Genomic DNA, 22,840 nt, shown 5'->3' on the forward strand with positions numbered 1-22,840 from the left:
TCATTTGTGGTTCAATCGCAGGCGTTAAAGGGGGCGATGGACGAACAGGACCGTTTCGTCCAGCCGGCATTGGGAGCCAAGGGTGAGTAGCTTTATCGGGATCGGCGCGAAAAGCGCGATATTGCGCGCGTGTTGACGGCAGCTGCCTTGTTTCTCGCCGCAGTGCCCGGCGCCGATGCGGAAATTCCCTTACCGCAGCCAGCGCCGCTCGTCGCGATCGCGCCTCTGCCCGAACTGCCATTGGCACCTTTTTGGCAGGTGATTATCGAGGAACAAATCATCATTCGCGTCCCGGCAAAGCGCACGCCGCTGACCAATTTTACGGCTCCCCCGGCGCCGCGGGCACGGCTGCGTGACGATCAGCCCGTCGTGTGGAAAGAGAAAAAGGCCCCCAAATGCATCGCCATGCGAGACATAAGGGGCATGCAGGCAGTGCAGCGCGACAGTATCGATCTGATTACCCGTCAGAGCCAGCGCCTCAGGGCACAGCTCAACCGCGGCTGCCAGGCGCTCGACTTCTACGCGGGCTTCTACATGAAGGGAAACAAGGACGGACGACTCTGCGAGGATCGCGACGAGATCCATGCACGCAGCGGCGCGCGGTGCGAGATCGACAAATTTCGCTTGCTGGTGGCAGTGCCACGGGGCGACGATTGAGGCGGGTAATTCACCGCCTTCCTTGACTTTTCGTTGCGATTTGCCCAAGGGCCGCGGCAGCAATGGCGGACGTGGGCGCTGTGCTGACCCATTTTTTCCGGACATGATGACCTTATGAAATTTGCCGACCTCGGCCTTTCCGATGAACTTCTGCGCGCCGTTACCGAAGCGGGCTATGACGAACCAACACCGATCCAGGCGGGCGCGATCCCGTCCGTGCTGATGATGCGCGACATGATCGGCATCGCCCAGACGGGAACGGGCAAGACCGCCTCCTTCGTGCTGCCGATGATCGATATCCTTGCCCATGGCCGCGCCCGGGCGCGCATGCCGCGATCGTTGATCCTCGAGCCGACCCGGGAACTTGCAGCGCAGGTGGCGGAGAATTTCGAGAAATATGGCAAATACCACAAGCTCTCGATGGCGCTTCTAATCGGCGGCGTGCAGATGGGCGATCAGGTCAAGGCGCTCGAAAAGGGCGTCGACGTTCTCATCGCGACGCCCGGCCGCCTCATGGACCTGTTCGAGCGCGGCAAGATATTGCTGACCGGCTGCGACCTGCTCGTGATCGATGAAGCCGACCGGATGCTCGACATGGGCTTCATCCCCGACATCGAGAATATCTGCACCAAGCTGCCCGCGAATCGGCAAACCCTGCTCTTCTCGGCAACGATGCCGCCGCCGATCAAGAAGCTGGCGGACAAGTTTTTGTCGAACCCGAAGACGATAGAGGTCGCGCGCCCGGCAAGCCGGAACGAAAATATCGAGCAGTTCCTGGTGAAGACCAGCGAGCGCGGCAAGCGCGAGGCGCTACGCAATCTGCTCGATGCCGAGGACGTGAGCACCGCGATCATCTTCTGCAATCGCAAGACGACGGTTCGCGAGCTTGCAAAATCGCTCCAGCGTTCGCGCTATGCGGCGGGCGAGATCCACGGCGATATGGACCAGTCGAGCCGCATTGCTGAGCTCGACCGCTTCAAACGCGGTGATATCAACATCCTTGTTGCCTCCGATGTCGCAGCGCGCGGGCTCGACGTAAAGGGCGTTACCCACGTCTTCAATTTCGACGCGCCCTGGCACCCGGATGACTATGTCCACCGGATAGGCCGCACCGGTCGCGCGGGCGCAAAGGGGCGCGCTTTCACGCTCATTACGCCGTCCGACGATGAAGCAATAGATAATATCCAGAAGCTGACCGGCTATAAAGTCCCTTTCCACGACGCGGGCAAAGGCGGAACCACACCAGCGAAGGACGAAGAGCGCGAAGCTTGCGAGCCGCGCCGTGAAAAATCGGACCGCGGCGGTCGCGGCAAGGCGAAGCGCGCCGAGGGGGCGGAGAAGCCATCGGCGAATCCCAAGAAGGCTGGCGAGCGCAAATCCGCTCCGGCGCCGCGTCGCTCACAGGACGATGACGGTCCCGACGATGGATGGAATGGTCCGATGCCCGACTTCTTGTCGGTGGGCTTCGGGAACTGAGAACGCAGCCCCGGTCAGAGCCGGACCAGCATCTTTCCGATATTGGCGCCTGCGAAGAGCCCGAGGAAGGCGTCGGGCGCCGCCTCGAGGCCGTGGTGCACGGTCTCGCGCATCGTGACCGCCCCGCTCGCGATCAATCCGCCCATGTCGGCATAGAATTCTTCCATGCAGTCGAAGAACTGGTCGGTGTAGATAAAGCCTTCCATGCGGATCCGCGCCGGAATAGTGCGAATAAGATGATGCATCTGTTGCGGATGACCGTCATTGTAGACGTCAATCATGCCGCAGATGGCGAAGCGCGCGAAATCGTTGGCGCACGCGAACGCTGCGTCAAGATGCTCGCCGCCGACATTGTCGAAATAAATGTCGATCCCCGGTTTGCCGAGCGAATCCAATGCCGCAGCAAGGCCATCCAGGACCGGTCCAGCCTTGTAATCGACCACAGCATCGGCACCCAATTCACTGATCCAGGCGCATTTTTCGGCGCCGCCGGCTGATCCGATCACAATCATCTCGCGCGCCTTGGCGATTTGCACCACCGCCGATCCCACTGCGCCTGCTGCCGCGGAGACGAACACGGTGTCGCCAGCTTTGGCGGCCGCGACGCGCAGGAGACCAATCCAGGCGGTGCCCCCCGTCAGTCCCATATTGTGAAGAAACGTCTGTGGAGGCATTCCTCCGGCGAGAGAGTCGGCGGGAAGCTTGAAGGGCGACATGTCGAGTCCGATCACACCGCCATCGCGCCAGCCCCCCATGTGCAAGATGAGGTCGCCGGGCGCGAACCCATCCATATGGCTCTCGATCACCTCGCCGATCGCACCGCCGGTCATCGGTTGGCCAAGTTGAAAGCTCGCGGTGTAGCTTTTCGCGTCATTCATTCGCCCGCGCATATAGGGATCAACAGACAGCCAATGATTGCGAACGCGAAGCTGGTCTCGTGCGAGCGGCGCTTCGGGTAGCTCGCGCAATGCGAAATCGTCCATCGTCGGCAGTCCTTGCGGACGATTGAGCAGATGCCAGGCCTTTGCCATATATCCTCACCCCCACTTTTTGTCCGGCCGAGGGCTCTTGGGTCAGAAAAGCCGTTGCCACTGTCAAGCTTGCTGGCTAAGAGGCCGCCGGTCGCGGGGCCGTAGCTCAGATGGGAGAGCGCTGCAATCGCACTGCAGAGGTCAGGGGTTCGATTCCCCTCGGCTCCACCACGACCCTTCACCTTCCATGCCGAAGCGTGCCGTCCGTGGACAGAATGCGTCCCCGGCCGTAGCTCTCATGCCGCGCGAGGTAGAAGCGCTGCGCCGACCACGAGCATGATGGAAAGAGGAGAATTGCGCTGCGGACCAGCATGTTCGCAGCTTCGCTGAACGGGGTTGCCATAGCTGGCGGCGAGCGATCTCGCCTTCCAGATCAGCTCCGGCGACAAAAGGATTCAGGCGAGCTTCACGAATCCGTCTAGAACGCGCTTGGTGCCCGCCTGCTCGAACTCGACCTCGAGCTTGTTGCCATCGATGTCCGTGATCGCGCCGTACCCGAATTTCTCATGGAAGACCCGCATGCCGATCGCGAGATCGGAACGCGGCTTGGCGCCGACTGAGGCCGCAGGCGCCTTTTCGCTTGGTGCAGGGGCGCGCGTGATCGTCGACGCGCCGGCCACCGCGCGCTGCCAGGCCGGACCGCGCGTCATCGTTCGCGCAGGGTTTCGCTCGGCGACATGTGCAAAGGGATCGCCCTGAGCCGACCAGTTGGCGCGCCACAGACTCTGACCGCCGCCGAAACTGTTCTCGCTCTCGACGAACTCGGGCGGGATCTCCGCGATGAACCGGCTTGGAATGCTGCTCATCCACTGGCCGTAGATGCGACGGTTCGCGGCGTGATAGATGCTCGCGCGCTGCCGCGCGCGGGTGATTGCCACATAGGCGAGGCGCCGTTCCTCCTCGAGGCTTGCGGTGCCCCCCTCGTCCATCGCCCGCTGGGACGGGAAGACGCCATCCTCCCAGCCGGCAAGAAAGACATAGTCGAATTCGAGCCCCTTGGCGGCATGGATCGTCATGATCGTCACAGTCTCGCTCTGGTCGTCATTGTCGCGGTCCATGACGAGGCTGACATGCTCAAGGAAGGCTTCGAGCGACTCATATTCCTCCATTGCCCGAACGAGTTCCGAGAGGTTTTCAAGCCGCCCCGCGGCCTCGGCGCTGCGGTCGGCCTGAAGCATTGCGGTATAGCCCGATTCGTCGAGGATCAGCTGGGTGAGCTCGGGGTGCGACAAGTCGTTCGCCTTGGCCTGCCAGCTGCGCATCCGGGCGATGAAATTGGCAAGCTGGCGGCGTGCCTGCGCCGTCAGCTCGTCGGTCTCGGTGATCCGCGCTGCCGCATGGAACAGCGGAGTGCGTTCATGCCGAGCGAACTGGTGAATCCGTGACACGGCCTTGTCCCCAAGCCCGCGCTTGGGGACGTTGACGATGCGCTCGAATGCCAGATCATCGGCGGGCGACTGGACAAGGCGCAGATACGCGAGCGCATCGCGGATCTCGGCGCGTTCGTAAAAGCGAAACCCGCCGACAATGCGGTAAGGCATGCCTATCGCGATAAAGCGATCCTCGAACTCGCGCGTCTGAAACTGAGCGCGGACGAGGATCGCGGTTCGATCGAGGCTGATCCCGCGGCGCTGAAGGCTTTCAAGTTCCTCCCCAATCCGCCGTGCTTCCTCAGGACCGTCCCACACGCCCACAACCTCGACCTTGTCACCTTCGTCGAGCTTGGTCCACAGCGTCTTGCCAAGCCGACCGCTGTTCTGCGCGATCAGCGCGGAGGCGGCCGCGAGGATCTGGGGTGTCGAACGGTAATTCTGCTCCAGGCGGATCACTGTCGCGCCCGGGAAATCCTTCTCGAAGCGCAAGATATTAGCAACCTCAGCACCGCGCCACGAATAGATCGACTGGTCATCGTCGCCGACACAGCAGATATTCTTGCGCGCCTGCGCGAGCAGCCTGAGCCATAGATACTGGCTGGCGTTGGTGTCCTGATACTCGTCGACGAGAATATATTTGAAGCGCTGCTGATACTGTTCGAGCACGTCGCGGTGGGCCCTCAGGATAACGAGCATGTGGAGCAGCAGGTCGCCGAAGTCACAAGCGTTCAAGGTCTTCAGCCGCGCTTGATAGAGCGCATAGAAATGCTGTCCTTTGCCGTCGGCATAGGCTTCCTTGTCTGCCGCATCGAGGTCGGACGGGGTGAGGCCGCGGTTCTTCCATTTGTCGATGAGCCCCGCTAGCTGGCGCGCCGGCCAGCGTTTCTCGTCGAGACCTTCGGCCTGGATCAGCTGCTTGAGAACGCGAAGCTGGTCGTCGGTGTCGAGAATCGTGAAATTGCTCTGTAATCCCACCAGCTCGGCGTGGCGGCGTAACATTTTTGCCGCGATGCTGTGGAAGGTGCCAAGCCACTGCATGCCCTCGACGGCGTCGCCGATCATCCGTCCGATACGCTCACGCATCTCGCGAGCCGCCTTGTTGGTGAATGTCACCGCAAGGATTTCGGACGGCCATGCGCGACGCGTCGCAATGATGTGCGCGAGTCGGGCGGTGAGCGCCGCGGTCTTGCCGGTCCCGGCTCCCGCGAGCATCAGCACCGGTCCCTCGGTCGTCAGCACCGCCTGCCGCTGCGGGCTGTTCAATCCCTGCAGATAGGGCGGGTCTGAAGGATCAGGCGGCGGATTATCGGACGAGGAGGCGGGGAGGCTGTTCACGCGCGAACGATTAGGGAACATCGGCGCCCCTGTCCAGCGCGGCGCGTGTGGCTTGGGCTGGATCACGCCCGCTCGCATTCGGAACGTCGCAGAACAGCTTTTGCAGAAATTCGGCACCGAAGCGGTGTCGCTGAGGAAAATTGCAGCGACAGGGAGCAACAATATTCTCCCGTCTCATTCTGGTGACAAGGCAGGGTTGGCGAGGGCGCTTATCGAAGGCCGCCTTGCTGCGCATGTAAAGGGATGGCGCTCGACATCGAGACGCGCGGCGTGAAAATGCTCGTCATGGGTGCCATGGCCACCGCCTCTTTCGCGCTATGCTCGGCGGCGCGGTGACCGAGATGCTGGGATCCTGCGATGCTACTTCGCCCCGCCCATGGGGCTCGCGCCCGACATGCGCGACGGGCCATCGACGATCGCGCCATTCTTCATGGCGCGCTCCTGGGAATGGCCGGCAAGCTGCGTTTTAAGCGCGAAAGTCGCATCCGACGATGACCCGCCCTTGCCGAAGGCGCAATGACGCGAGGCTTGATGGTCCGATCTTCACCGGCTGGAGCTTCGGCCGCAGGGCCGTATCGAACGGCGGCCGATTTGGCCAGAACGCATGTTCATGTTACTCCATGTATCGATTCAACAGAGGGAGTGAATGCCAAGTGCAAATTGGAAGCTATGTATTTGATCCGGATATTGCGGTTGCAATTGTTGAAAAGATTGCGCTCGCCGCTCTGATCCTCGTTGTAACCTGGATCCTTGCCAAAGGCGCAAAATGGGCTTTTGCCAAGCTGGTCGACAGGTTGCAATTCTTCCGACGAAGCACAGCATCCGGAGAAACCGTAGGAATTTCTCTCGGCAGGATCGTTTCGCTGCTCATTTGGCTGTTCGGCCTTCTGGCAATTCTTCAATTGTTCAATCTTGCCGGCGTGATGACGCCGGTCCAGACACTTCTCAACAACATCATGGACTTCATTCCCAGGCTGATCGGCGCGGGGCTGATTTTCTTCATCGGCGCAACCGTGGCGCGGATCATTCGCGATATCGTCGTGACCGTCCTGCAAACCGTCGACTTCGACAAATGGGTCAACCGAGGCGGAGCCGAGGCGCTGACCGGCAATTCCCAGATCAGTAAGACCATCGGCGTAATCGTATATGTGCTGATCATCATTCCCGTTGCCATCCTCGCACTCGACGCGCTCGGACTGGAAAGCATATCGGCGCCCGCAAGCGATATGCTGAGGTTGATTCTCGATGCCCTCCCACGGATCGTCGGCGCCGCGCTCCTTCTCGGTATCGGCTATCTTGTGTCGCGTTTCGTCGCGCAGATTCTGGGCGAGATTCTTCCCGGTCTCGGCGCCGACCGTGCCATCGGAGCAACCGACCTCCTGCCCGCGGGAACCGCCGTATCGGGCGTGGTTGCACGGGTCGCGCAGATCGCGATCATTCTGTTCTTCGCGATCGCGGCGACGCGGCTGCTCGGCTTCCCCGAGTTGACCGCAATTCTGGACCGGGTTCTCGAGCTCGGCGGTCGGGTTGTGTTCGGCGCTGCGGTCATCATCGTCGGTTTCCTGATCGCGCGGCTGCTGGAGCGGGTCATCGGGGGCGCCGGTGAAACCAGCCTCGCCGCGGGCATCGTCAAATGGGCCGCGACGATCCTGTTCACCTTCATGGGGCTTCAGTTCATGGGCGTGGGCGAGGAAATCGTGCAATTGGCATTTGGCGCGCTCGTCGTCGGAGGCGCGGTTGCCGGGGCTCTTGCCTTCGGCCTTGGGGGGCGTCACTGGGCGTCACGGCAGCTCGAGAAATTGGACGGTGCGCCGAACGAGGGGGCGGATCACATCCCTCCCGCCGTTTGAGCGCGGAGCGGCTTGAAGCGAGTAGGGGGGGACGCCGATCCCCCTCGCTCACACCGCCGGGCACAGGTGCGGCATCGCAAAGTACGACGTAATCGCCGGCAAGGCCGACAAACCCGTGCCGGTTGAGCCCTGCGAGGGCTGTGACTCGGGAGTCTGCGGTCTACCGGCGAATGGTAAATCTTGCCTCGGCCCGGATGAAAGGGGTGAGAGAAGCCGACGACCCGAATGGGCAGAATGATCGAACAGATCTGGATCAGGAAAACCAGTTCAGGACAATGAGTGAGAAGCTCACCAATGAGATTTGGGCCTGATCGTCGGATCAAAATACGGACCAGCGACCTTCGAAAGGGCCGCAATCAAGGCCTGACAGAAGACCGCACTCGATCACCCGTTCAAAAGGTCAGAACCCTCTTGCATGCCGGGCGGCAACCACAGAAGTCCTGACCCTAGCGGCGAAGTGCGCAGTGCTCTAGCGACATTCCATGGACCTCTATTCCTTCGTCAAAACGCTGCACATTGTAAGTGCAACAATCCTATTCGGAACCGGGATCGGCATCGCCAATTTCATGTTCTTCGGAAGTCGCAGCCCCGTTCCGGTCGAGCGCGCCTTTGCCGCGCGCATGACGGTTAAGGCCGATTTCCTTTTTACCCTGCCTTCGGTGATCGTGCAGCCGCTGAGCGGCGCATGGCTGGTATGGCAGGGCGGCTTCCTGTGGAGCGATTATTGGCTGGTCGTCACCTATGGTCTCTATCTGCTGGCGGCGCTGTGCTGGGTGCCGGTCGTCTTCATCCAGATACGCATGAAGTCGATGCTGGAAGCGCACGCGCACGGCGAAGCAATTGATGAAGCCGCCTATGATCGCCTGTTTCGCAGATGGTTCGCGCTGGGCTGGCCCGCGTTCGGCGGACTGGTCGTCATCTTCTGGCTGATGGTGACCAAGCCCACATGGTAGCGCGCGTCCTGATCATCGGCGGCTATGGCAATTTCGGCAGCTATATCGCGCGCAGCCTTGCCAATGACGGGAGCATCCGCCTGCTGATCGGTGGACGATCGGCGGACAAGGCAAATGCGTTTTCGGCATCGCTCGAAGTGGCCAATGCGGCCGAGGGTCATGCGATCGATATCGATGGCGACCTCGACGCAGCACTCGACCGTATCGCGCCCGACATCGTCATACACACCACAGGACCTTTCCAGACGCAGGATCATCACGTCGCCAGGGCATGCATCGCGCAGCGCTGTCATTATCTCGACCTCGCCGATGCGCGGGAGTTCGTGGCGACGATCGACCGGCTCGATGCCGAGGCAAAGGCGAAAAATGTGCTAGTCGTCAGCGGCGCCAGTTCCGTCCCCTGTCTGACCGCAGCCGTGATCGACGCCTATCTCCCATCCTTCGCCCGGCTGGAGGCTGTCGATTATGGCATCAGCGCTGCTCAACACACCAATCGAGGTCTGGCAACAACCTCCGCGGTGCTCAGCTATGTGGGCAAGCCGATACAGATGCTGCGCGATGGCGTGATGAAAACCGTCTATGGCTGGGAAGATACGCATGTCGTCCGCTATCCCGGCCTTGGCACCCGTCTCTTCGGCAACTGCGACATCCCCGACCTGACGCTGTTTCCCGAACGCTATCCCACGCTCCGATCGATGCGCTTCTGCGCCGGCCATGAGTTGAAGGCCCTCCATATCGGCACGCGCGCCTTGGGCGCCCTGGTACGGTTGGGGATGATCGTATCGCTCCGCGACCATGCCGGACCGCTGCTCAAGCTCGCTTTCGCATTCGACCGCTTCGGGTCCGGGCAAAGTGGCTTCCACATGTTCATGAGGGGCCTCGGCCATGACGGCAATCCGCTGGAACGACGCTTCTGGATCGTCGCGCGGTCAGGCCATGGCCCCTATATCCCGTGCATGCCGGCGATTCTGCTGGCCCGGCGACTGGCAGGAGACAAGGATATACAACCCGGCGCGATGCCCTGCGTCGATTTGATTGATCTCGACAGCTACCTTGCGGCGCTGTCAAATCTCGATATCGAGATCATTCGGGACGAAATCGATGCCTGAAGTCTCAAAGCAATCGTTCAGCTATCGCGATGATCCGTCGGTTCCCGATTTCGGTGACGGCAGGGCGCTGTTCATATTCGATGGCATCTGCGCATTATGCTCGGGCGGCGCGAGCTGGATCATGCGATATGACAGCCGGGCGCTCGTCAACTTCTCGCCCGCGCAGGAAGCGCTGGGTCGAGCGCTCTATGCCCATTACGGTATCGAGATGGACGAGAGCTATCTGCTGATTGCGGATGGCCGCGCCTACACCGCCTCTCGCGGCTATCTGGAACTCTGCCGGATATTGGGGGGCTGGTGGCATGCCCTCCGTATCTCCGCCATCGTCCCCGAGCGCCTGCGCGACTGGCTCTATGCGCTGATCGCCCGAAACCGATATCGCTGGTTCGGCAAGGCCGACTATTGCGCTCTGTTGACTAAAGAGCAGCGCGGGCGATTACTTTAGAATGGCAAGCCAACACCTGTTTGAATGGCCGCTGCCCAAACCACTTCGTGGATTGGCGTTCGCGAGAATGACAAAGATCGGGACGATGGGAACGCTCCACTCCAATTGACCCAGCGCCTCTTTCGTCTTGCGCGAAGCGGGGCAAACCGTCCAAAGCGGCGCCGGCACAAGCAGGGAAGGGGCGATTGACATGGATTTGGGACCCTATCGCTTGCACCGGCGCGTCCTGGTCGCGAGCCTCGTCGGTACCGCGGTCGAATTCTATGATTTTTACATTTATGGCACCGCCGCGGCGCTGGTCTTCGGGCCGCTCTTCTTCCCGTCCGAATCGGAGTCGGCGCAGCTGATGCTCAGTTTCATGAGCTTCGGTCTCGCCTTTTTCGCTCGGCCCGTCGGCGCGGTCGTCTTCGGTCATTTCGGCGACCGCATCGGCCGCAAGTCGACGCTCGTCGCCTCGCTGATGCTCATGGGCTGCTCGACGCTGCTCATCGCCTTTCTTCCGACCTATGCAATGGCGGGATGGGTTGCGCCGCTGCTGCTTTGCACCTTGCGTTTCGGGCAGGGATTTGGGCTCGGCGGCGAATGGGGCGGCGCTGCGCTTCTCGCGGTCGAGAATGCACCGCCCGGTTGGCGCGGACGGTTCGGCATGGCGCCGCAACTGGGTGCACCCGTCGGTTTTATCGCAGCAAACGGCCTGTTCCTGCTGCTCGGGCTATGGTTGAGCGATGCCGAGTTTGCGGCATGGGGCTGGCGCATCCCCTTCCTCGTTTCGGCCGTGCTGGTGGGGCTCGGATTGTGGGTGCGGCTGAAGATCCACGAGACGCCCGCCTTTGCCGAGGCCTTGAAACGCGAACCGCCGGTTGGAGTCCCGTTTGGCGCGGTCCTGCGCGACCATGGCGTCGCGCTGCTCGCGGGGACCTTCGCGGTCGTCGCCTGCTTCGCAATTTTCTATCTGGCGACGAGCTTCGCGCTTGCGCACGGGACAACCGCGCTCGGCTACGCGAAGGAGCAATTCCTGCTGATTCAGCTCGGTGCGATCCTGTTCATGGCGACGGGGATCGTCTTCGCTGGATATTGGAGCGACGCGGCGAGTGCACAGCGCGTGCTGAGTTGGGGCTGCGCGGCGACTGTGGGAATCGGTTTCCTGTTCGGGCCATCGCTCGCATCGGGGTCGTGGATTGTCGTCGGGCTGGGCCTCTCGGCGTCGCTGTTCGTGATGGGGCTCGTTTACGGCCCGCTCGGCGTGTGGCTCCCCGCGCTCTTTCCGGTAAGGGTGCGCTATACGGGCGCATCGGTGGCGTTCAACGTCGGCGGTATACTGGGCGGCGCCGGCGCGCCGATCGCCGCCCAATGGCTAAGCGAGAGCGGCGGGACGAACTTTGTCGGGCTCTATCTGGGTATCGCGGGGTTGCTGAGTCTCCTCGGGCTCTTGCTGGTCAGATCGCGCGCCGCAACAGCGTGAGACGCGCCTTGCCGACCTTGCGCTCAACATCGATCTCGAAGCCGGCGACCTCGACAACCTCCCTGTCAGCGGTTTCAATCGAGACCCAGCTTTCAGGGCCAACCCAGCCAAGGCGGGTGAGCTTGTCGAGCGCGACGCTGCCGGCTCCGGTGCCATAGGGCGCGTCGAAGAGCAGCAGGTCAAGCGCACGCGGTGCAGGCCCGAGCTCGAGGACCGACCCGGCGCGAACCTCAGCGCGGCCGGCGGCGTCGAGGGCTGCGAGATTCTTGCGCAGCGCCTCGAGCGCATCACGGTCTTGTTCGCTAAAAAGGCAGCGTTCCGCGCCGCGCGATAGCGCTTCGATGCCGAGCGCGCCCGACCCTGCAAAAAGATCGGCGACATATAGCCCTTCGAAGCTGCCGAGGCGGCTTGCGAGCATCGAGAAGAGCGTCTCGCGTGTGCGGTCTGCTGTGGGCCGCGTCGCATCATTCCTGGGCGCGAGCAGCTTGCGGCCGCGCCATTCGCCCGCAATCACCCTCATTTGTCGAGGCGCCGCCGAAACTGGAACAATTCATCGCGCGGGACGATCTCGACCGCTCCGACCGCGAGATCGCCGACGGTGAACTGGCCGTAGCGCGTGCGGATCAGCCGGCTGACCTGGAGTCCGAGATGTTCCAGAACGCGGCGTACTTCGCGGTTCTTGCCTTCGGTCAGCGTGAGTTCGATCCACTGGTTGCGCCCGGTGCGGCGCTCCAGATTGGCGTCGATCTTGCCGTAGCGAACACCGTCGATCGTGATGCCCTCGACCAGATCTTCAAGCCGCGTCTGGCTGATGTCGCCAAAGGCGCGCGCGCGATAGGTACGTTCGACACCGCTCGCGGGCAGTTCGAGCTGGCGTTTGAATTCGCCGTCGTTGGTGAGGAGCAACAGTCCCTCAGTGTTATAATCGAGCCGCCCGACCGGCATCAGGCGGGGCAAGCCGTCCGGCAGGAGGTCATAGATTGTCTTGCGCCCCTTGGGGTCGCGCGCAGCTGTGAGGCAACCCGAGGGCTTGTGGAAGCGGTAGAGGCGGGTGGAGACGGGCTTCGCCACCGGATTGCCGTCGACCGTGAGCCCCTCGAGCGAGTTGAGGAGCGGTGCGGGCTGCGACACGGTCTCGCCGTTCAGCGCAATCCGCCCTTCCGCGATCATCCGCTCGACATCGCGGCGCGATCCGACGCCGGCGCGCGCGAGCAGCTTTGCGATCCGCTGCGGCCCATCTTCGCGCTCGGGCTCGGTCGCCTTCGGCTTGCACGGCGACGCTGCGCGAGCCGCGCGGCGCCCCTTTGGTGCATCCCGGCCGGGCGATGATCGGGACGCGGATCGGGGTGGGCGACGGTTCGTCATCGGAACGGATGGGCCTTCTTATCGTTTTTCGGGAAGAAAAGTGTTGCGCTGCGATCACGCTCATAACCGGAAAAGTGCCGCTTCGTCGATGGGAAGCAGAAGCGATATTGCACAAGGGAAAGGGGCGCGTCATGGCGCGGTGAAATGGAGTTTCTATGCTCTTTGCGACTCGCCCCTCGTGCATCAAGAGGCTGCTGATCATCGAGGATGATCCGCTGGTCGCGTTCGATTATGAGCATACACTCAAGCAGAGTGGTTACACAATCGTCTCCACGGTTGATACGGGCGAAGCGGCAGTCGCCGTGATGGCTACCGAAGCGGTCGACGCGATTGTGCTCGACCTCGGACTCGCAGGCCATATGACCGGGCGCGAGGTCGCGCGGCTCGCGCGTGACCGCGGCGTCGCGGTACTCCTCGTGACCGGACAGTGTCCGAAGGATGCCGCAGACATCGCGCTTGCCTGCCTCAACAAACCCCATCCTCCCGCGGCGCTGGTAGGGGCACTGCGCGCGATCGAGACGATGATTTGCCAGAACAAGCTGCCGCGCAAGGTCAACGGGCTACAAACTTATTGGCGGCCTGAGGCCGCCTAAGCCTCACCCCGCCGATTAGCGGCTTCCAATTTGCTCACGACGCTTTAGGCCGGACGTTCATGCAGAGGAGGTTTGCTCGACCGAGCGGCCGAGGGAGGGACGATGCAGCTGGGCTTCGATAGTGCGATCCTGGTCGCGGTGATTGCCGCGATCATCGGCCTTGCCTATGTCATTCCGGCCTTTGCTCCCTACAGGCGGCCGATGCCCATCGTCGCATTCCTGCTGGGGATATCGAGCGGCTTTCCTCTGACCCTTCTGCTGGCGACGATGACCTTCTGGCTGTCGAAGGTGGGTATCGAGAAGTCCACGATCGGTTTTGCAATCGGCCTTACAACGCCGTACACGCTGAAATTCCTGTGGGCACCGCTTGTCGACCGCTTGCCGATACCGGTGCTGACCCGGCTGCTGGGCCAGCGGAGAAGCTGGCTTTTCGTGATCCAGGCGCTGCTTGTCATCGCGATCTGGCAATTGGGCGCGAGCAACCCCTCGAACGATCATCTCGCCCCCTTTGCGATATGGGCGATCATCGTGGCCTTCCTGTCCGCAACGCAGGATATCGTCATCGATGCCTACCGCATCGAGATATTGAGTGATGCTGAACTGCCGCACGGCACCGCGATGAACCAGTTCGGCTACCGCACCGGCAACCTGATCGCAGGAGTTGGCACGATCGCGCTTGCATCGCCGGAAGGGTTCGGACTGGGTTGGGCGGCGGCCTATGCCTTCACGGGGCTCGCCGTGCTCCCTGCGGCGATCGCCGCGCTTCTGGCAGGCCCAGGGCGTTTCCATCCATCGCAGGCGCGCGGCGGCGCCCAGGGGTTTGCGGCGTGGCTCAACGAAACCGTGGTCAGCCCTTTTCGCGAATTCCTCGGGCGGCATGGCGCGGCGCTGATCCTGCTGTTCGTCCTGATCTACAAGGTTGGCGATGCCATGGGACAGGGGATGCTCAACCCGATGATCGTCGAACTCGGCTTCACCGACACGGAATTTGTCGCGATCAACAAAGGCGTCGGCTTTGTAGCCCTGATCATCGGCTCGGCGTGCGGCGCGCCCTTCATCGCCTGGCTCGGCATGGGGAGGGCCCTGCTGATTTCAGGACTGCTGATGATGTTCAGCAATCTTCTGTTTGCCGCGCTTGCATCCGCGGGTCATTCACCGCTCATGCTGGCGATCGCAGTGGGGACCGAGAATTTTACCAGCGGGATCGGCCTCACTGTCTTCGTGACCTATCTCTCCGGCCTGTCGAGTCTGGCTTATACGGCGACGCAATTCGCCTTGCTTTCCTCCTTCGCGGCGGTCGGGCGCACATGGCTCGCGGCGCCCGGCGGCTATGTCGCAGAGACGCTGGGCTGGGTCGGCTTCTGGCTGTTCACCGTCGCGATTGCTGCACCGGGCATGATCTTGCTGTGGCTGCTGTGGAAGCGCGGATTCGTCGTCCAGACGGTGCGGCAGCCGAGCACCGAGGATGACGGGCATGAGGTGGCGCCGAAGGGCGGCTAGCCTATTCCGGCAGCTCCCCGTTGAGTTCGAGCACGGTGCCCGCGAGATAGAGCGAGCCGGCGACCAGGACGATTTCCTCAGCAGGATCGACGCTCAGGCGAGCGAGCGCCGCCTCGACAGACTGCGCTTGTCGTGCGTCGGGGCCGAAGGCCGCGGCGTCATGGTGATCATGGCCGGGAACAGGCACCACCGTCACCGATGCGAGGCGGGGCGCGAGCGGCGCGAGGATCGCCTGGGGATGCTTGTTCGCGAGCATGCCGGTGACGAGGTGGATCCGGCGCGGCTCCGTCTCGAAGTGGCGCGCGAGCTGGATGCCCGCGTCGGCATTGTGCGCGCCGTCTAGCCACACTTCGGTCGCGGGCGGAAGCAGCGCGACAAGTGGTCCGCCTTTGAGTCGTTGCAATCGCGCGGGCCAGAAGGCGTTTGCGACCCCCTTCGCGATCGCTTCGGCGTCCGGCTTCGCGCCTGGTGCGAGGTGGAGCATGGCGATGGCGAGGCCTGCGTTGCGCATCTGGTGCGCGCCGGCCATCCGGGGGCGCAACAGACCGGGCAGCGCACCGTCCATCGACGTCCAGCGGAACGCGTCGCCGGCCGGCTCGACCGACCAGGCATCACCCTCGACGAAGGGGGAGACGCCCGCGGCTTCGGCGCGCGCGGCGATGATATGGCCGAGCGGCGGCGGATAGGCGAGGGTGGCGAGCGCGGCGCCCGGCTTGACGATGCCGGCCTTTTCCCACGCGATCCGGGTGGCGGGTTCGGACGGGGTGCCGTCCTCCGGCGCGAGAAGGAAGGCTTCGTGATCGATACCGAGCGAGGCAATGCCGCACGCCGCGGGCGGCGGGATGATGTTGGTCGCGTCGAGGCGGCCGCCCAGCCCGACTTCGATGATGCAGTCGTCCGCGGGCGTGCGCGCGAACGCGAGGAAGGCGGCCGCAGTCGTGACCTCGAAGAAGCTGGCGTGCAAACCCTCAGCCTCGTCGAGCACCTCGGCGAGCAGCGCAGCCAGGAGAGCGTCGTCAATAAGCCTGCCCGCGAGCCGGATGCGCTCGTTGAAGCGGACGAGGTGCGGGCTGGTATAGGCGTGGACGCGGCGTCCCTGGGCCTCGAGAATTGCGCGGATATAAGTGCAGGTCGATCCCTTGCCGTTGGTTCCTGCGACGTGAAACGTGCGGGGCAGGCGCTCTTGCGGATTGCCGAGACGCTCGCATAGCTCGGCGATCCGTTCGAGGCCCAGGATGTCGCGCCCTGGCGACAGGGCCGCGAGGCGATCAAGCTGGGCCTGCACTTCGGGGTCGGAGCTATGGGCGTGGTCGGGCATGGCGGGCGGACCTGGCAGAAGCGCGGCGCTGCGAGCGATGCGAAGCTATCCCGAGCGGGTTTATTGAGCTCTGGAATAGCGTCGCTTCGCTCCTCGTAATGACGATAGTGACGATAGAGGAAAGCTTACGCCGCTTTTTCGGGTGCCAGATAGGCGATCAACCGCCCCAGCGTCGCAGGCAGATCCTTGCGGTGCACCACCATGTCGATCATCCCGTGGTCGAGCAGATATTCGGCGCGCTGGAAACCCTCGGGCAGCTTTTCGCGGATCGTGTTCTCGATGACGCGCTGCCCCGCGAAGCCGATCAGCGCCCTGGGCTCGCTGATCTGGACATCGCCGAGCATCGCATAGCTCGCAGTGACGCCGCCCGTGGTCGGGTCGGTCAGCAGCACGATATAGGGCAGACCGGCGCGGCGCAGGCGCGCGAGCGCGACGGTCGCCCGCGGCATCTGCATGAGCGAGAGCGTGCCCTCCTGCATCCGCGCGCCGCCGGCAGCGGTGACCGCGACATAGGGGCAGCCGCGCTTGATCGCCTCTTCGACGCCGGCGACAAAAGCTTCACCGACCGCGACCCCCATTGATCCGCCCATGAAGGCGAAATCCTGCACGCCGACAACGACAGGGCGGCCGTCGATGCGGCCGAAGCCGTTCTGATAGGCGTCGCGGTCGCCGGTCGATGCGCGCGCCGCCTTGATGCGGTCGACATATTTCTTGGTATCGCGGAACTTCAGCGGGTCCTCTGGCGCCGCGGGGGCGGGAAGAATTTCGTGCAAGCCCCGGTCGAAGAGCTGCGCGAAGCGCTCCTTGGCGCCGATGCGGTCATGATGGTCGCAGCGCGGGCAGACGTTCAGATTGTCTTCCCACTCCTTGACGAACACCATCTGCTGGCACTGGCGGCACTTGTGCCACAGATTGTCCGCCGTATCGCGCTTCGCAGTGAAGGGCAGGGCGTTGCGGACGCGGTCGAGCCAGCTCATTCAGCGATCTCCTTTGCGCCGTGGATAGCATCGGCGAGGGTACGGGTGAAGGCTTCGAGCGGCGCCGCGGCGGCGTCACCATGCTCGGCGATGATGTCGACAAAGGCCGATCCGACGACGACGCCATCTGCAACTTTCGCGATTGCTGCGGCCTGATCGGGCGTGCGGACGCCAAAGCCGACCGCCACGGGAAGGTCGGTTGCCGTCTTGAGACGCGCCACCGCATCCTCGATGCTCGCCTGCGCCGCCTGCTGGAGCCCGGTGATGCCAGCGACCGAGACATAATAGAGGAAACCGCCCGCGCCGTTCAGCACGTCGGGCAGGCGCGCGGCATCGGTGGTCGGGGTAGCGAGACGGATCAGGTCGACCCCGGCGGCGCGCAGGCTGGGCCCCAATTCGGCATCCTCCTCCGACGGAATGTCGACGCAGATGACGCCATCGACGCCAGCCTGAGCACATTCGGCGGCGAACCAGTCGGCCCCTCGGATCGTCATCGGATTGGCGTAGCCCATCAGAACGAGCGGAGTGTCTGGGTGGCGCTGGCGAAAGGCGGCGGCGATCGCGAAGATGTCGGCAGTGGTCGTGCCTTTGGCGAGGCTGCGCAGGTTTGCGGCCTGGATCGCCGGGCCGTCGGCCATCGGATCGGTGAAGGGCATGCCGAGCTCGATCACATCGGCGCCCCCCGCGACGAGCGCGTCGAGGTTCGCGGCGGTGTCGCCATCGCCGGCAGTAATGAAGGTGACGAGGGCGGGGCGGGGTTTGGCGAAGGCGGCGGCGAAACGGGTCATTCTGCCCACCTCTTCCTGGGCTCCGGCCAGAGACGATCGAATAGCTTGTCACCCTTCATGACGCTGAAAGCGATACCGATCGACAGGCCAAGATACCGGCTCCAGAGGTACGGCATTACAAGGCTGGCCAAGAATAGGACAACAGACCCCAGCGCCACGCCAATGCCAACTTTAAACAGGAAACGAAGAGACGCGCGCTTCACAGTTCAACCCCCAAAGCATCGGCCACGGTGAAGATGTCCTTGTCCCCCCGGCCCGAGCAGTTGACGATCATCAGCTTGTCCTTGCCCAGCGTCGGCGCGATGCGTTCGGCGGCGGCGATGGCGTGCGCTGACTCGAGCGCGGGGATGATGCCTTCGAGCTTGGTCAGCTTCTGGAAGCTCGCGAGTGCTTCGGCGTCGGTGACGGGTTCGTAGCGAACGCGGCCGATGTCGTGGAGCCATGCATGTTCGGGGCCGATCCCCGGATAGTCGAGCCCCGCCGAAATGCTGTGCGCCTCGGTGATCTGGCCGTCCTCGTCCTGGAGCAAATAGGTCTTGTTGCCGTGGAGGATGCCGGGGCGCCCGCCCGCAAGGCTCGCGGCATGTTTCTTGTCCAGCCCTTCGCCTGCGGCCTCGACTCCGACGATCTCGACCCCCGCGTCATCGAGGAAGGGGTGGAAGAGGCCGATCGCGTTCGATCCGCCGCCGACGGGAGCGATCAGCATGTCGGGAAGGCGGCCTTCGGCTTCCAATATCTGCGCGCGGGCTTCGTTGCCAATCACCGACTGAAAGTCGCGAACGAGCTCGGGATAGGGGTGCGGACCCGCGACGGTCCCGATTATGTAGAAAGTATCGTGGACATTGGCGACCCAGTGCCGCAGTGCCTCGTTCATCGCGTCCTTGAGCGTCTTCGCTCCGCTTTCGACCGCGACCACCTCGGCGCCGAGCAATTTCATGCGGAAGACATTGGGCTGCTGGCGCGCGACGTCGACCGCGCCCATGAAAATGGTGCAGGGAAGGCCGAACAGCGCGGCAACGGTTGCGGTTGCGACGCCGTGCTGACCCGCGCCTGTCTCTGCAATGATCCTCGTCTTGCCCATGCGTTTCGCAAGCAGGATCTGGCCGATGCAATTGTTGATCTTGTGTGCACCGGTATGATTGAGGTCCTCGCGCTTGAGGTAGATTTTTGCGCCGCCAAGATTTGCGGTCAGCCGTTCGGCGAACCACAGTGGGCTCGGGCGTCCGACATAATGCTCGAGCAGACGTTCGAACTCCGCCTTGAAAGCTGCGTCCTGCTGCGCCGCGCGATAGTGACGCTCCAGATCGAGGATCAGCGGCATGAGGGTCTCGGCGACGTAGCGGCCGCCGAAGGCGCCGAAATGGCCGCGGTCGTCGGGGCCGGTGCGAAGGCTGTTGGGTCGGTCGGTCATCGTCCCGCCGCTTTAAGGAACGCGGCGATCTTGTCCACATCCTTGACGCCCGGCGCGCTCTCCACGCCCGAGGAGACATCGAGGAGCGGCGCGCTGGTCGCGGCCATCGCCTCGGCGACATTGGAAGGGGTCAGTCCCCCGGCAATCCCCCAATCCATCCTATGGCGATGGTTGACGAGCAGGCTCCAGTCGAAACGCGTGCCGGTGCCGCCCGGTAGCGCCTGTGCGGGGGCGTCGAAGAGCAGGCGGTCGACGATCCCCTCATATTGCCGCGAGCGCTCAAGCGTTCCTGCATCCCGGAGCCCGACTGCCTTCCATGCCTCGGCGGACACATGCTGCTTGACAGCGGCGATCCACTCGGGGGTTTCGCTCCCGTGAAACTGGATGATATCGGGCCGCACAGCGCTGTAGGCCGCCCCCGTAAGCTGGGGCGAGGCGTTGACGAGGAGGAGGGCAACCTTCACCGCCGAGCCCGCCCGCTGGCGAAGCTCGGCCGCGGTCTTGAGATCGACGTGACGCGAGCTCGGCTCATAGTGAACAAGCCCGATGTGGGTAGCGCCAAGCTGGATCGCCGCATCGAGCGTTTCCGGCGTTGAGAGGCCGCAGATCTTAACGAGTGGGGGCATGATTTGTCTCTGCTAGGCTGTTCGCATCGAGCGATGCCGAGGGCCCTCGGCCTTGCGCTGCTTAGAGGGGTGCTCGACTGAGCTCGGCACCCACGGCGGTGAAACTTGTCTTAAAGCGTCGCTTCGATCTCGCGCGCTGCAAGGTCAGGGTCTTCCGATTGGCTGATCGGGCGCCCTACAACGAGGATGGATGCCCCGTCGGCCATCGCCTGCGCCGGGGTGACCACCCGTTTCTGATCGCCGGTCTTGCCGTTGGAAGGACGAACCCCGGGAACCACGAAAAATCCGCTTGGCCAGGCGTTCCGCGCGGCTTTCACCTCGTGACCGGAGCAGACGATCCCGTCGAGCCCGCTTTCCCGTGCCAGCGAGGCGAGCCGGACCACCTGGTCATGCAAGGATCCTTCAACTCCTGTGTCGGCAAGATCCAAGCTGTCGAGGCTGGTCAGCACGGTCACCGCCACCACCTTCGTGTTGAGGCCCGCCGCCGCTTTAGCCTCTTCGAGCATCGCACGGCCGCCGGCGGCATGAACGGTAAGGACAGCCGGCTCGAGCGGACGCAGCGCCTGGATCGCCTTTGCTACCGTGTTGGGAATGTCGTGCAGCTTGAGGTCGAGGAAGATGGGCAGTCCAAGCTTGGCAACTTCATGCACCCCGTGGTGACCGTTGGCGCAGAAGAATTCGAGCCCGAGCTTGAAGCCCCCGACATGGTGGCGAACGCGCTGCGCCAGCGTCAGCGCAGCGTCGAGATGCGGGGTATCGATGGCAAGATAGAGCGGAGACGTCATTGGTGATCCAGCGGCGATGGAGGAATGTCATTGACCGGTGCCGACGCCGGGGCAGGCGGAACGGGTGCGGGTTCTGCGGCGCGATTGGCCATCGCGCGCAGGTCGGCGAGCTGCCGCTCGCTGGTGTCGAGCCGACGTTTCAAGGACCAGCGTGCGGCGCGCAGCGCGATCCACATCGGGAGGCTCCCGAGGAGAAAAGCAACGACGATCAGCACCGGCAATTTGGTGTCGAGTACCTGACCTGGCCAGATCGTGACGGTCACCGGATTCCAGTTCGCCATGGCGAACAGGACGAGCAGGACGGTCAGCAAGACCCAGATGATCGTACGCAGGATTCCCACTTGGCGTTGCTCCTCGTTCGGCCCCTCGCATTTCCTATGCGAGTTTTGCCCGGGTTTCCAGCCCAACCAGTCTAGGAGGCGCCGAACACGCGCGCAAAGATCGTGTCGACCTGCTTTAGATGATAGCCAAGATCAAAGAGCTGGGTGAGTTGATCTGCCGACAGCCGCGCAGTGACATCGCCGTCAGCCTTGAGCAATTCGAGGAGCGAGATTTCGCCGTCCGACTCCCATACTTTCATCGCGTTACGCTGGACCATGCGATAGCTGTCCTCGCGGCTCGCACCCGCCTGCGTCAGAGCCAGAAGGACGCGCTGGGAGTGAACGAGGCCGCCCATCCGGTCGAGATTCTTCTGCATCCGCTCAGGATAGACGACGAGCTTGTCGATAACCCCGGTGAGCCGCGCGAGCGCGAAATCGAGAGTGATCGTCGCATCGGGGCCGATGAAGCGCTCAACCGACGAGTGGCTGATATCGCGCTCGTGCCAGAGCGCCACATTCTCCATCGCGGGGATCGCGGCACTGCGCACCATGCGCGCAAGGCCCGTCAGATTCTCGGTGAGCACGGGGTTACGCTTGTGCGGCATCGCCGAGGAGCCTTTCTGCCCCGGCGAAAAATACTCCTCGGCTTCGAGGACTTCGGTACGCTGAAGGTGACGAACCTCGACCGCGAGCCGCTCGATCGACGATGCGATAACGCCAAGGGTTGCAAAAAACATTGCGTGACGGTCGCGCGGAATGACCTGCGTTGAAACGGGCTCGATCGAAAGGCCGAGCTTTTCCGCGACATGCGCCTCGACCCGGGGGTCGATATTCGCAAAGGTGCCGACCGCGCCCGAAATGGCGCAGGTCGCAATCTCTGCGCGGGCGGCTAGCAGCCGATCCTTGCCGCGCGAAAATTCGGCATAGGCTTCAGCGAGCTTAAGGCCAAAGGTCACGGGCTCGGCGTGGATACCGTGGCTGCGTCCAATCGTCGGGGTCAGCTTGTGCTCAAAGGCTCTGCGCTTGATCGCGTCAAGCAGCGCGTCGATATCCGCCAGCAAAATGTCGGCCGCCTGCGTCAGCTGCACAGCGAGACAGGTGTCGAGAACGTCGCTCGACGTCATTCCCTGGTGCATGAAGCGCGCTTCCTCCCCGACATTATCGGCCACCCAGGTCAGGAAGGCGATGACGTCGTGCTTCGTCACCGCTTCGATCGCGTCGATTGCGTCGACGTCGATCGCAGGCTTTGTGGCCCACCAGTCCCACAGCGCTTTGGCAGCAGACTTGGGCACTGTACCGAGTTCGGCAAGCGCGTCGGTCGCGTGCGCCTCGATCTCGAACCAGATTCGATAGCGATTCTCGGCCGACCAGATAGCTGTCATCGTGGGCCGGGCGTAACGCGGAACCATTGGATTTCCTTCCTTTTATTACGATTTGTCGCGGAATAGGCGCGAAATCGCGACCAG

21 protein-coding genes and 1 tRNA gene are annotated in these 22,840 nt (G+C 63.1%); 10 read left to right on the forward strand and 12 right to left on the reverse strand.

Annotated elements, in window-relative coordinates:
* The first annotated feature begins 129 nt into the window (after positions 1–129).
* Together B5X69_RS03620 and B5X69_RS03625 are read left to right on the forward strand one after the other, a co-directional pair.
* Positions 130–657: a hypothetical protein gene (locus tag B5X69_RS03620; RefSeq protein ID WP_079637345.1), complete on the forward strand. Its 528-nt coding sequence runs from the start codon at positions 130–132 to the stop codon at positions 655–657.
* A gap of 114 nt (positions 658–771) precedes the next feature.
* Positions 772–2,133: a DEAD/DEAH box helicase gene (locus B5X69_RS03625; protein ID WP_079637346.1), complete on the forward strand. Its 1,362-nt coding sequence runs from the start codon at positions 772–774 to the stop codon at positions 2,131–2,133.
* Positions 2,134–2,147: 14 nt separating this feature from the next.
* On the opposite strand, the gene B5X69_RS03630 is transcribed toward B5X69_RS03625, so the two are convergent.
* The gene (locus tag B5X69_RS03630; protein WP_079637347.1) at positions 2,148–3,164 is read right to left on the reverse strand and encodes an NADP-dependent oxidoreductase; all 1,017 of its coding nucleotides are present in this window, start codon (positions 3,162–3,164) and stop codon (positions 2,148–2,150) included.
* A 95-nt stretch (positions 3,165–3,259) separates the two neighbouring features.
* Between B5X69_RS03630 and B5X69_RS03635 the strand changes: the two genes are divergently transcribed.
* Positions 3,260–3,335, forward strand: a tRNA-Ala gene (locus B5X69_RS03635).
* A 224-nt stretch (positions 3,336–3,559) separates the two neighbouring features.
* Here the strand turns inward: B5X69_RS03635 and B5X69_RS03640 are convergent.
* Positions 3,560–5,893, reverse strand: a complete 2,334-nt coding sequence (locus B5X69_RS03640) for an ATP-dependent helicase (RefSeq protein ID WP_079637417.1) — start codon at positions 5,891–5,893, stop codon at positions 3,560–3,562.
* Positions 5,894–6,525: 632 nt separating this feature from the next.
* Between B5X69_RS03640 and B5X69_RS03645 the strand changes: the two genes are divergently transcribed.
* The 5 genes from B5X69_RS03645 to B5X69_RS03665 all read left to right on the forward strand — a co-directional run bounded on the left by B5X69_RS03645 (position 6,526) and on the right by B5X69_RS03665 (position 11,691).
* Positions 6,526–7,722, forward strand: coding sequence for a mechanosensitive ion channel (locus B5X69_RS03645; protein ID WP_079637348.1), 1,197 nt, complete (start codon positions 6,526–6,528; stop codon positions 7,720–7,722).
* 482 nt (positions 7,723–8,204) lie between these two features.
* A complete protein-coding gene (locus B5X69_RS03650) occupies positions 8,205–8,675 on the forward strand; it encodes a DUF2269 family protein (RefSeq protein WP_079637349.1) in 471 nt (156 codons plus the stop codon).
* Positions 8,669–9,784 carry a saccharopine dehydrogenase family protein gene (locus tag B5X69_RS03655; RefSeq protein ID WP_079637350.1) on the forward strand — a complete coding sequence of 372 codons (1,116 nt, stop codon included), beginning with the start codon at positions 8,669–8,671 and terminating at the stop codon, positions 9,782–9,784. Before B5X69_RS03650 ends, B5X69_RS03655 begins: the two co-directional genes overlap by 7 nt.
* Entirely contained in the window at positions 9,777–10,229 is a 453-nt protein-coding gene (locus B5X69_RS03660) for a thiol-disulfide oxidoreductase DCC family protein (protein ID WP_079637351.1), read from the forward strand. The genes B5X69_RS03655 and B5X69_RS03660 overlap by 8 nt, the downstream gene beginning before the upstream one ends.
* Positions 10,230–10,419: 190 nt before the next feature.
* Entirely contained in the window at positions 10,420–11,691 is a 1,272-nt protein-coding gene (locus B5X69_RS03665) for an MFS transporter (protein WP_079637418.1), read from the forward strand.
* Here the strand turns inward: B5X69_RS03665 and rsmD are convergent.
* Both rsmD and B5X69_RS03675 read right to left on the reverse strand, forming a co-directional pair.
* On the reverse strand, positions 11,666–12,211 hold the full coding sequence (gene rsmD, locus B5X69_RS03670; RefSeq protein WP_079637352.1) for a 16S rRNA (guanine(966)-N(2))-methyltransferase RsmD: 546 nt from the start codon (positions 12,209–12,211) through the stop codon (positions 11,666–11,668). The genes B5X69_RS03665 and rsmD overlap by 26 nt on opposite strands.
* Positions 12,208–13,056: a pseudouridine synthase gene (locus B5X69_RS03675; RefSeq protein WP_079637353.1), complete on the reverse strand. Its 849-nt coding sequence runs from the start codon at positions 13,054–13,056 to the stop codon at positions 12,208–12,210. Before B5X69_RS03675 ends, rsmD begins: the two co-directional genes overlap by 4 nt.
* A gap of 155 nt (positions 13,057–13,211) precedes the next feature.
* Between B5X69_RS03675 and B5X69_RS03680 the strand changes: the two genes are divergently transcribed.
* Positions 13,212–13,649, forward strand: coding sequence for a response regulator (locus B5X69_RS03680; protein WP_079637354.1), 438 nt, complete (start codon positions 13,212–13,214; stop codon positions 13,647–13,649).
* Between the two features lie 102 nt (positions 13,650–13,751).
* Positions 13,752–15,149, forward strand: coding sequence for an AmpG family muropeptide MFS transporter (locus B5X69_RS03685; protein WP_079637355.1), 1,398 nt, complete (start codon positions 13,752–13,754; stop codon positions 15,147–15,149).
* Position 15,150: 1 nt separating this feature from the next.
* Here B5X69_RS03685 and B5X69_RS03690 read toward each other — a convergent pair whose 3' ends face one another.
* The 8 genes from B5X69_RS03690 to purB all read right to left on the reverse strand — a co-directional run bounded on the left by B5X69_RS03690 (position 15,151) and on the right by purB (position 22,783).
* Complete coding sequence (locus B5X69_RS03690; protein WP_079637356.1) at positions 15,151–16,467, reverse strand: bifunctional folylpolyglutamate synthase/dihydrofolate synthase; 1,317 nt, start codon at positions 16,465–16,467, stop codon at positions 15,151–15,153.
* 125 nt (positions 16,468–16,592) lie between these two features.
* Positions 16,593–17,444 (reverse strand): acetyl-CoA carboxylase, carboxyltransferase subunit beta, encoded by an 852-nt coding sequence (accD, locus tag B5X69_RS03695; protein WP_079637357.1) that lies wholly within the window; start codon positions 17,442–17,444, stop codon positions 16,593–16,595.
* A complete protein-coding gene (gene trpA / locus B5X69_RS03700; RefSeq protein ID WP_079637358.1) occupies positions 17,441–18,232 on the reverse strand; it encodes a tryptophan synthase subunit alpha in 792 nt (263 codons plus the stop codon). The genes accD and trpA overlap by 4 nt, the downstream gene beginning before the upstream one ends.
* Before the next feature lie 199 nt (positions 18,233–18,431).
* A complete protein-coding gene (trpB, locus tag B5X69_RS03710; RefSeq protein ID WP_079637360.1) occupies positions 18,432–19,643 on the reverse strand; it encodes a tryptophan synthase subunit beta in 1,212 nt (403 codons plus the stop codon).
* A complete protein-coding gene (locus B5X69_RS03715) occupies positions 19,640–20,269 on the reverse strand; it encodes a phosphoribosylanthranilate isomerase (RefSeq protein WP_079637361.1) in 630 nt (209 codons plus the stop codon). Before B5X69_RS03715 ends, trpB begins: the two co-directional genes overlap by 4 nt.
* A gap of 110 nt (positions 20,270–20,379) precedes the next feature.
* A complete protein-coding gene (gene pyrF / locus B5X69_RS03720; protein WP_079637362.1) occupies positions 20,380–21,054 on the reverse strand; it encodes an orotidine-5'-phosphate decarboxylase in 675 nt (224 codons plus the stop codon).
* Positions 21,051–21,395 (reverse strand): LapA family protein, encoded by a 345-nt coding sequence (locus B5X69_RS03725; protein WP_176141502.1) that lies wholly within the window; start codon positions 21,393–21,395, stop codon positions 21,051–21,053. Before B5X69_RS03725 ends, pyrF begins: the two co-directional genes overlap by 4 nt.
* A gap of 71 nt (positions 21,396–21,466) precedes the next feature.
* Positions 21,467–22,783, reverse strand: a complete 1,317-nt coding sequence (purB, locus tag B5X69_RS03730; protein WP_079637363.1) for an adenylosuccinate lyase — start codon at positions 22,781–22,783, stop codon at positions 21,467–21,469.
* Positions 22,784–22,840: the final 57 nt, after the last annotated feature.

The sequence above is a fragment of the Sphingopyxis flava genome, from assembly GCF_900168005.1.
Classification (GTDB): Bacteria; Pseudomonadota; Alphaproteobacteria; order Sphingomonadales; family Sphingomonadaceae; genus Sphingopyxis; species Sphingopyxis flava.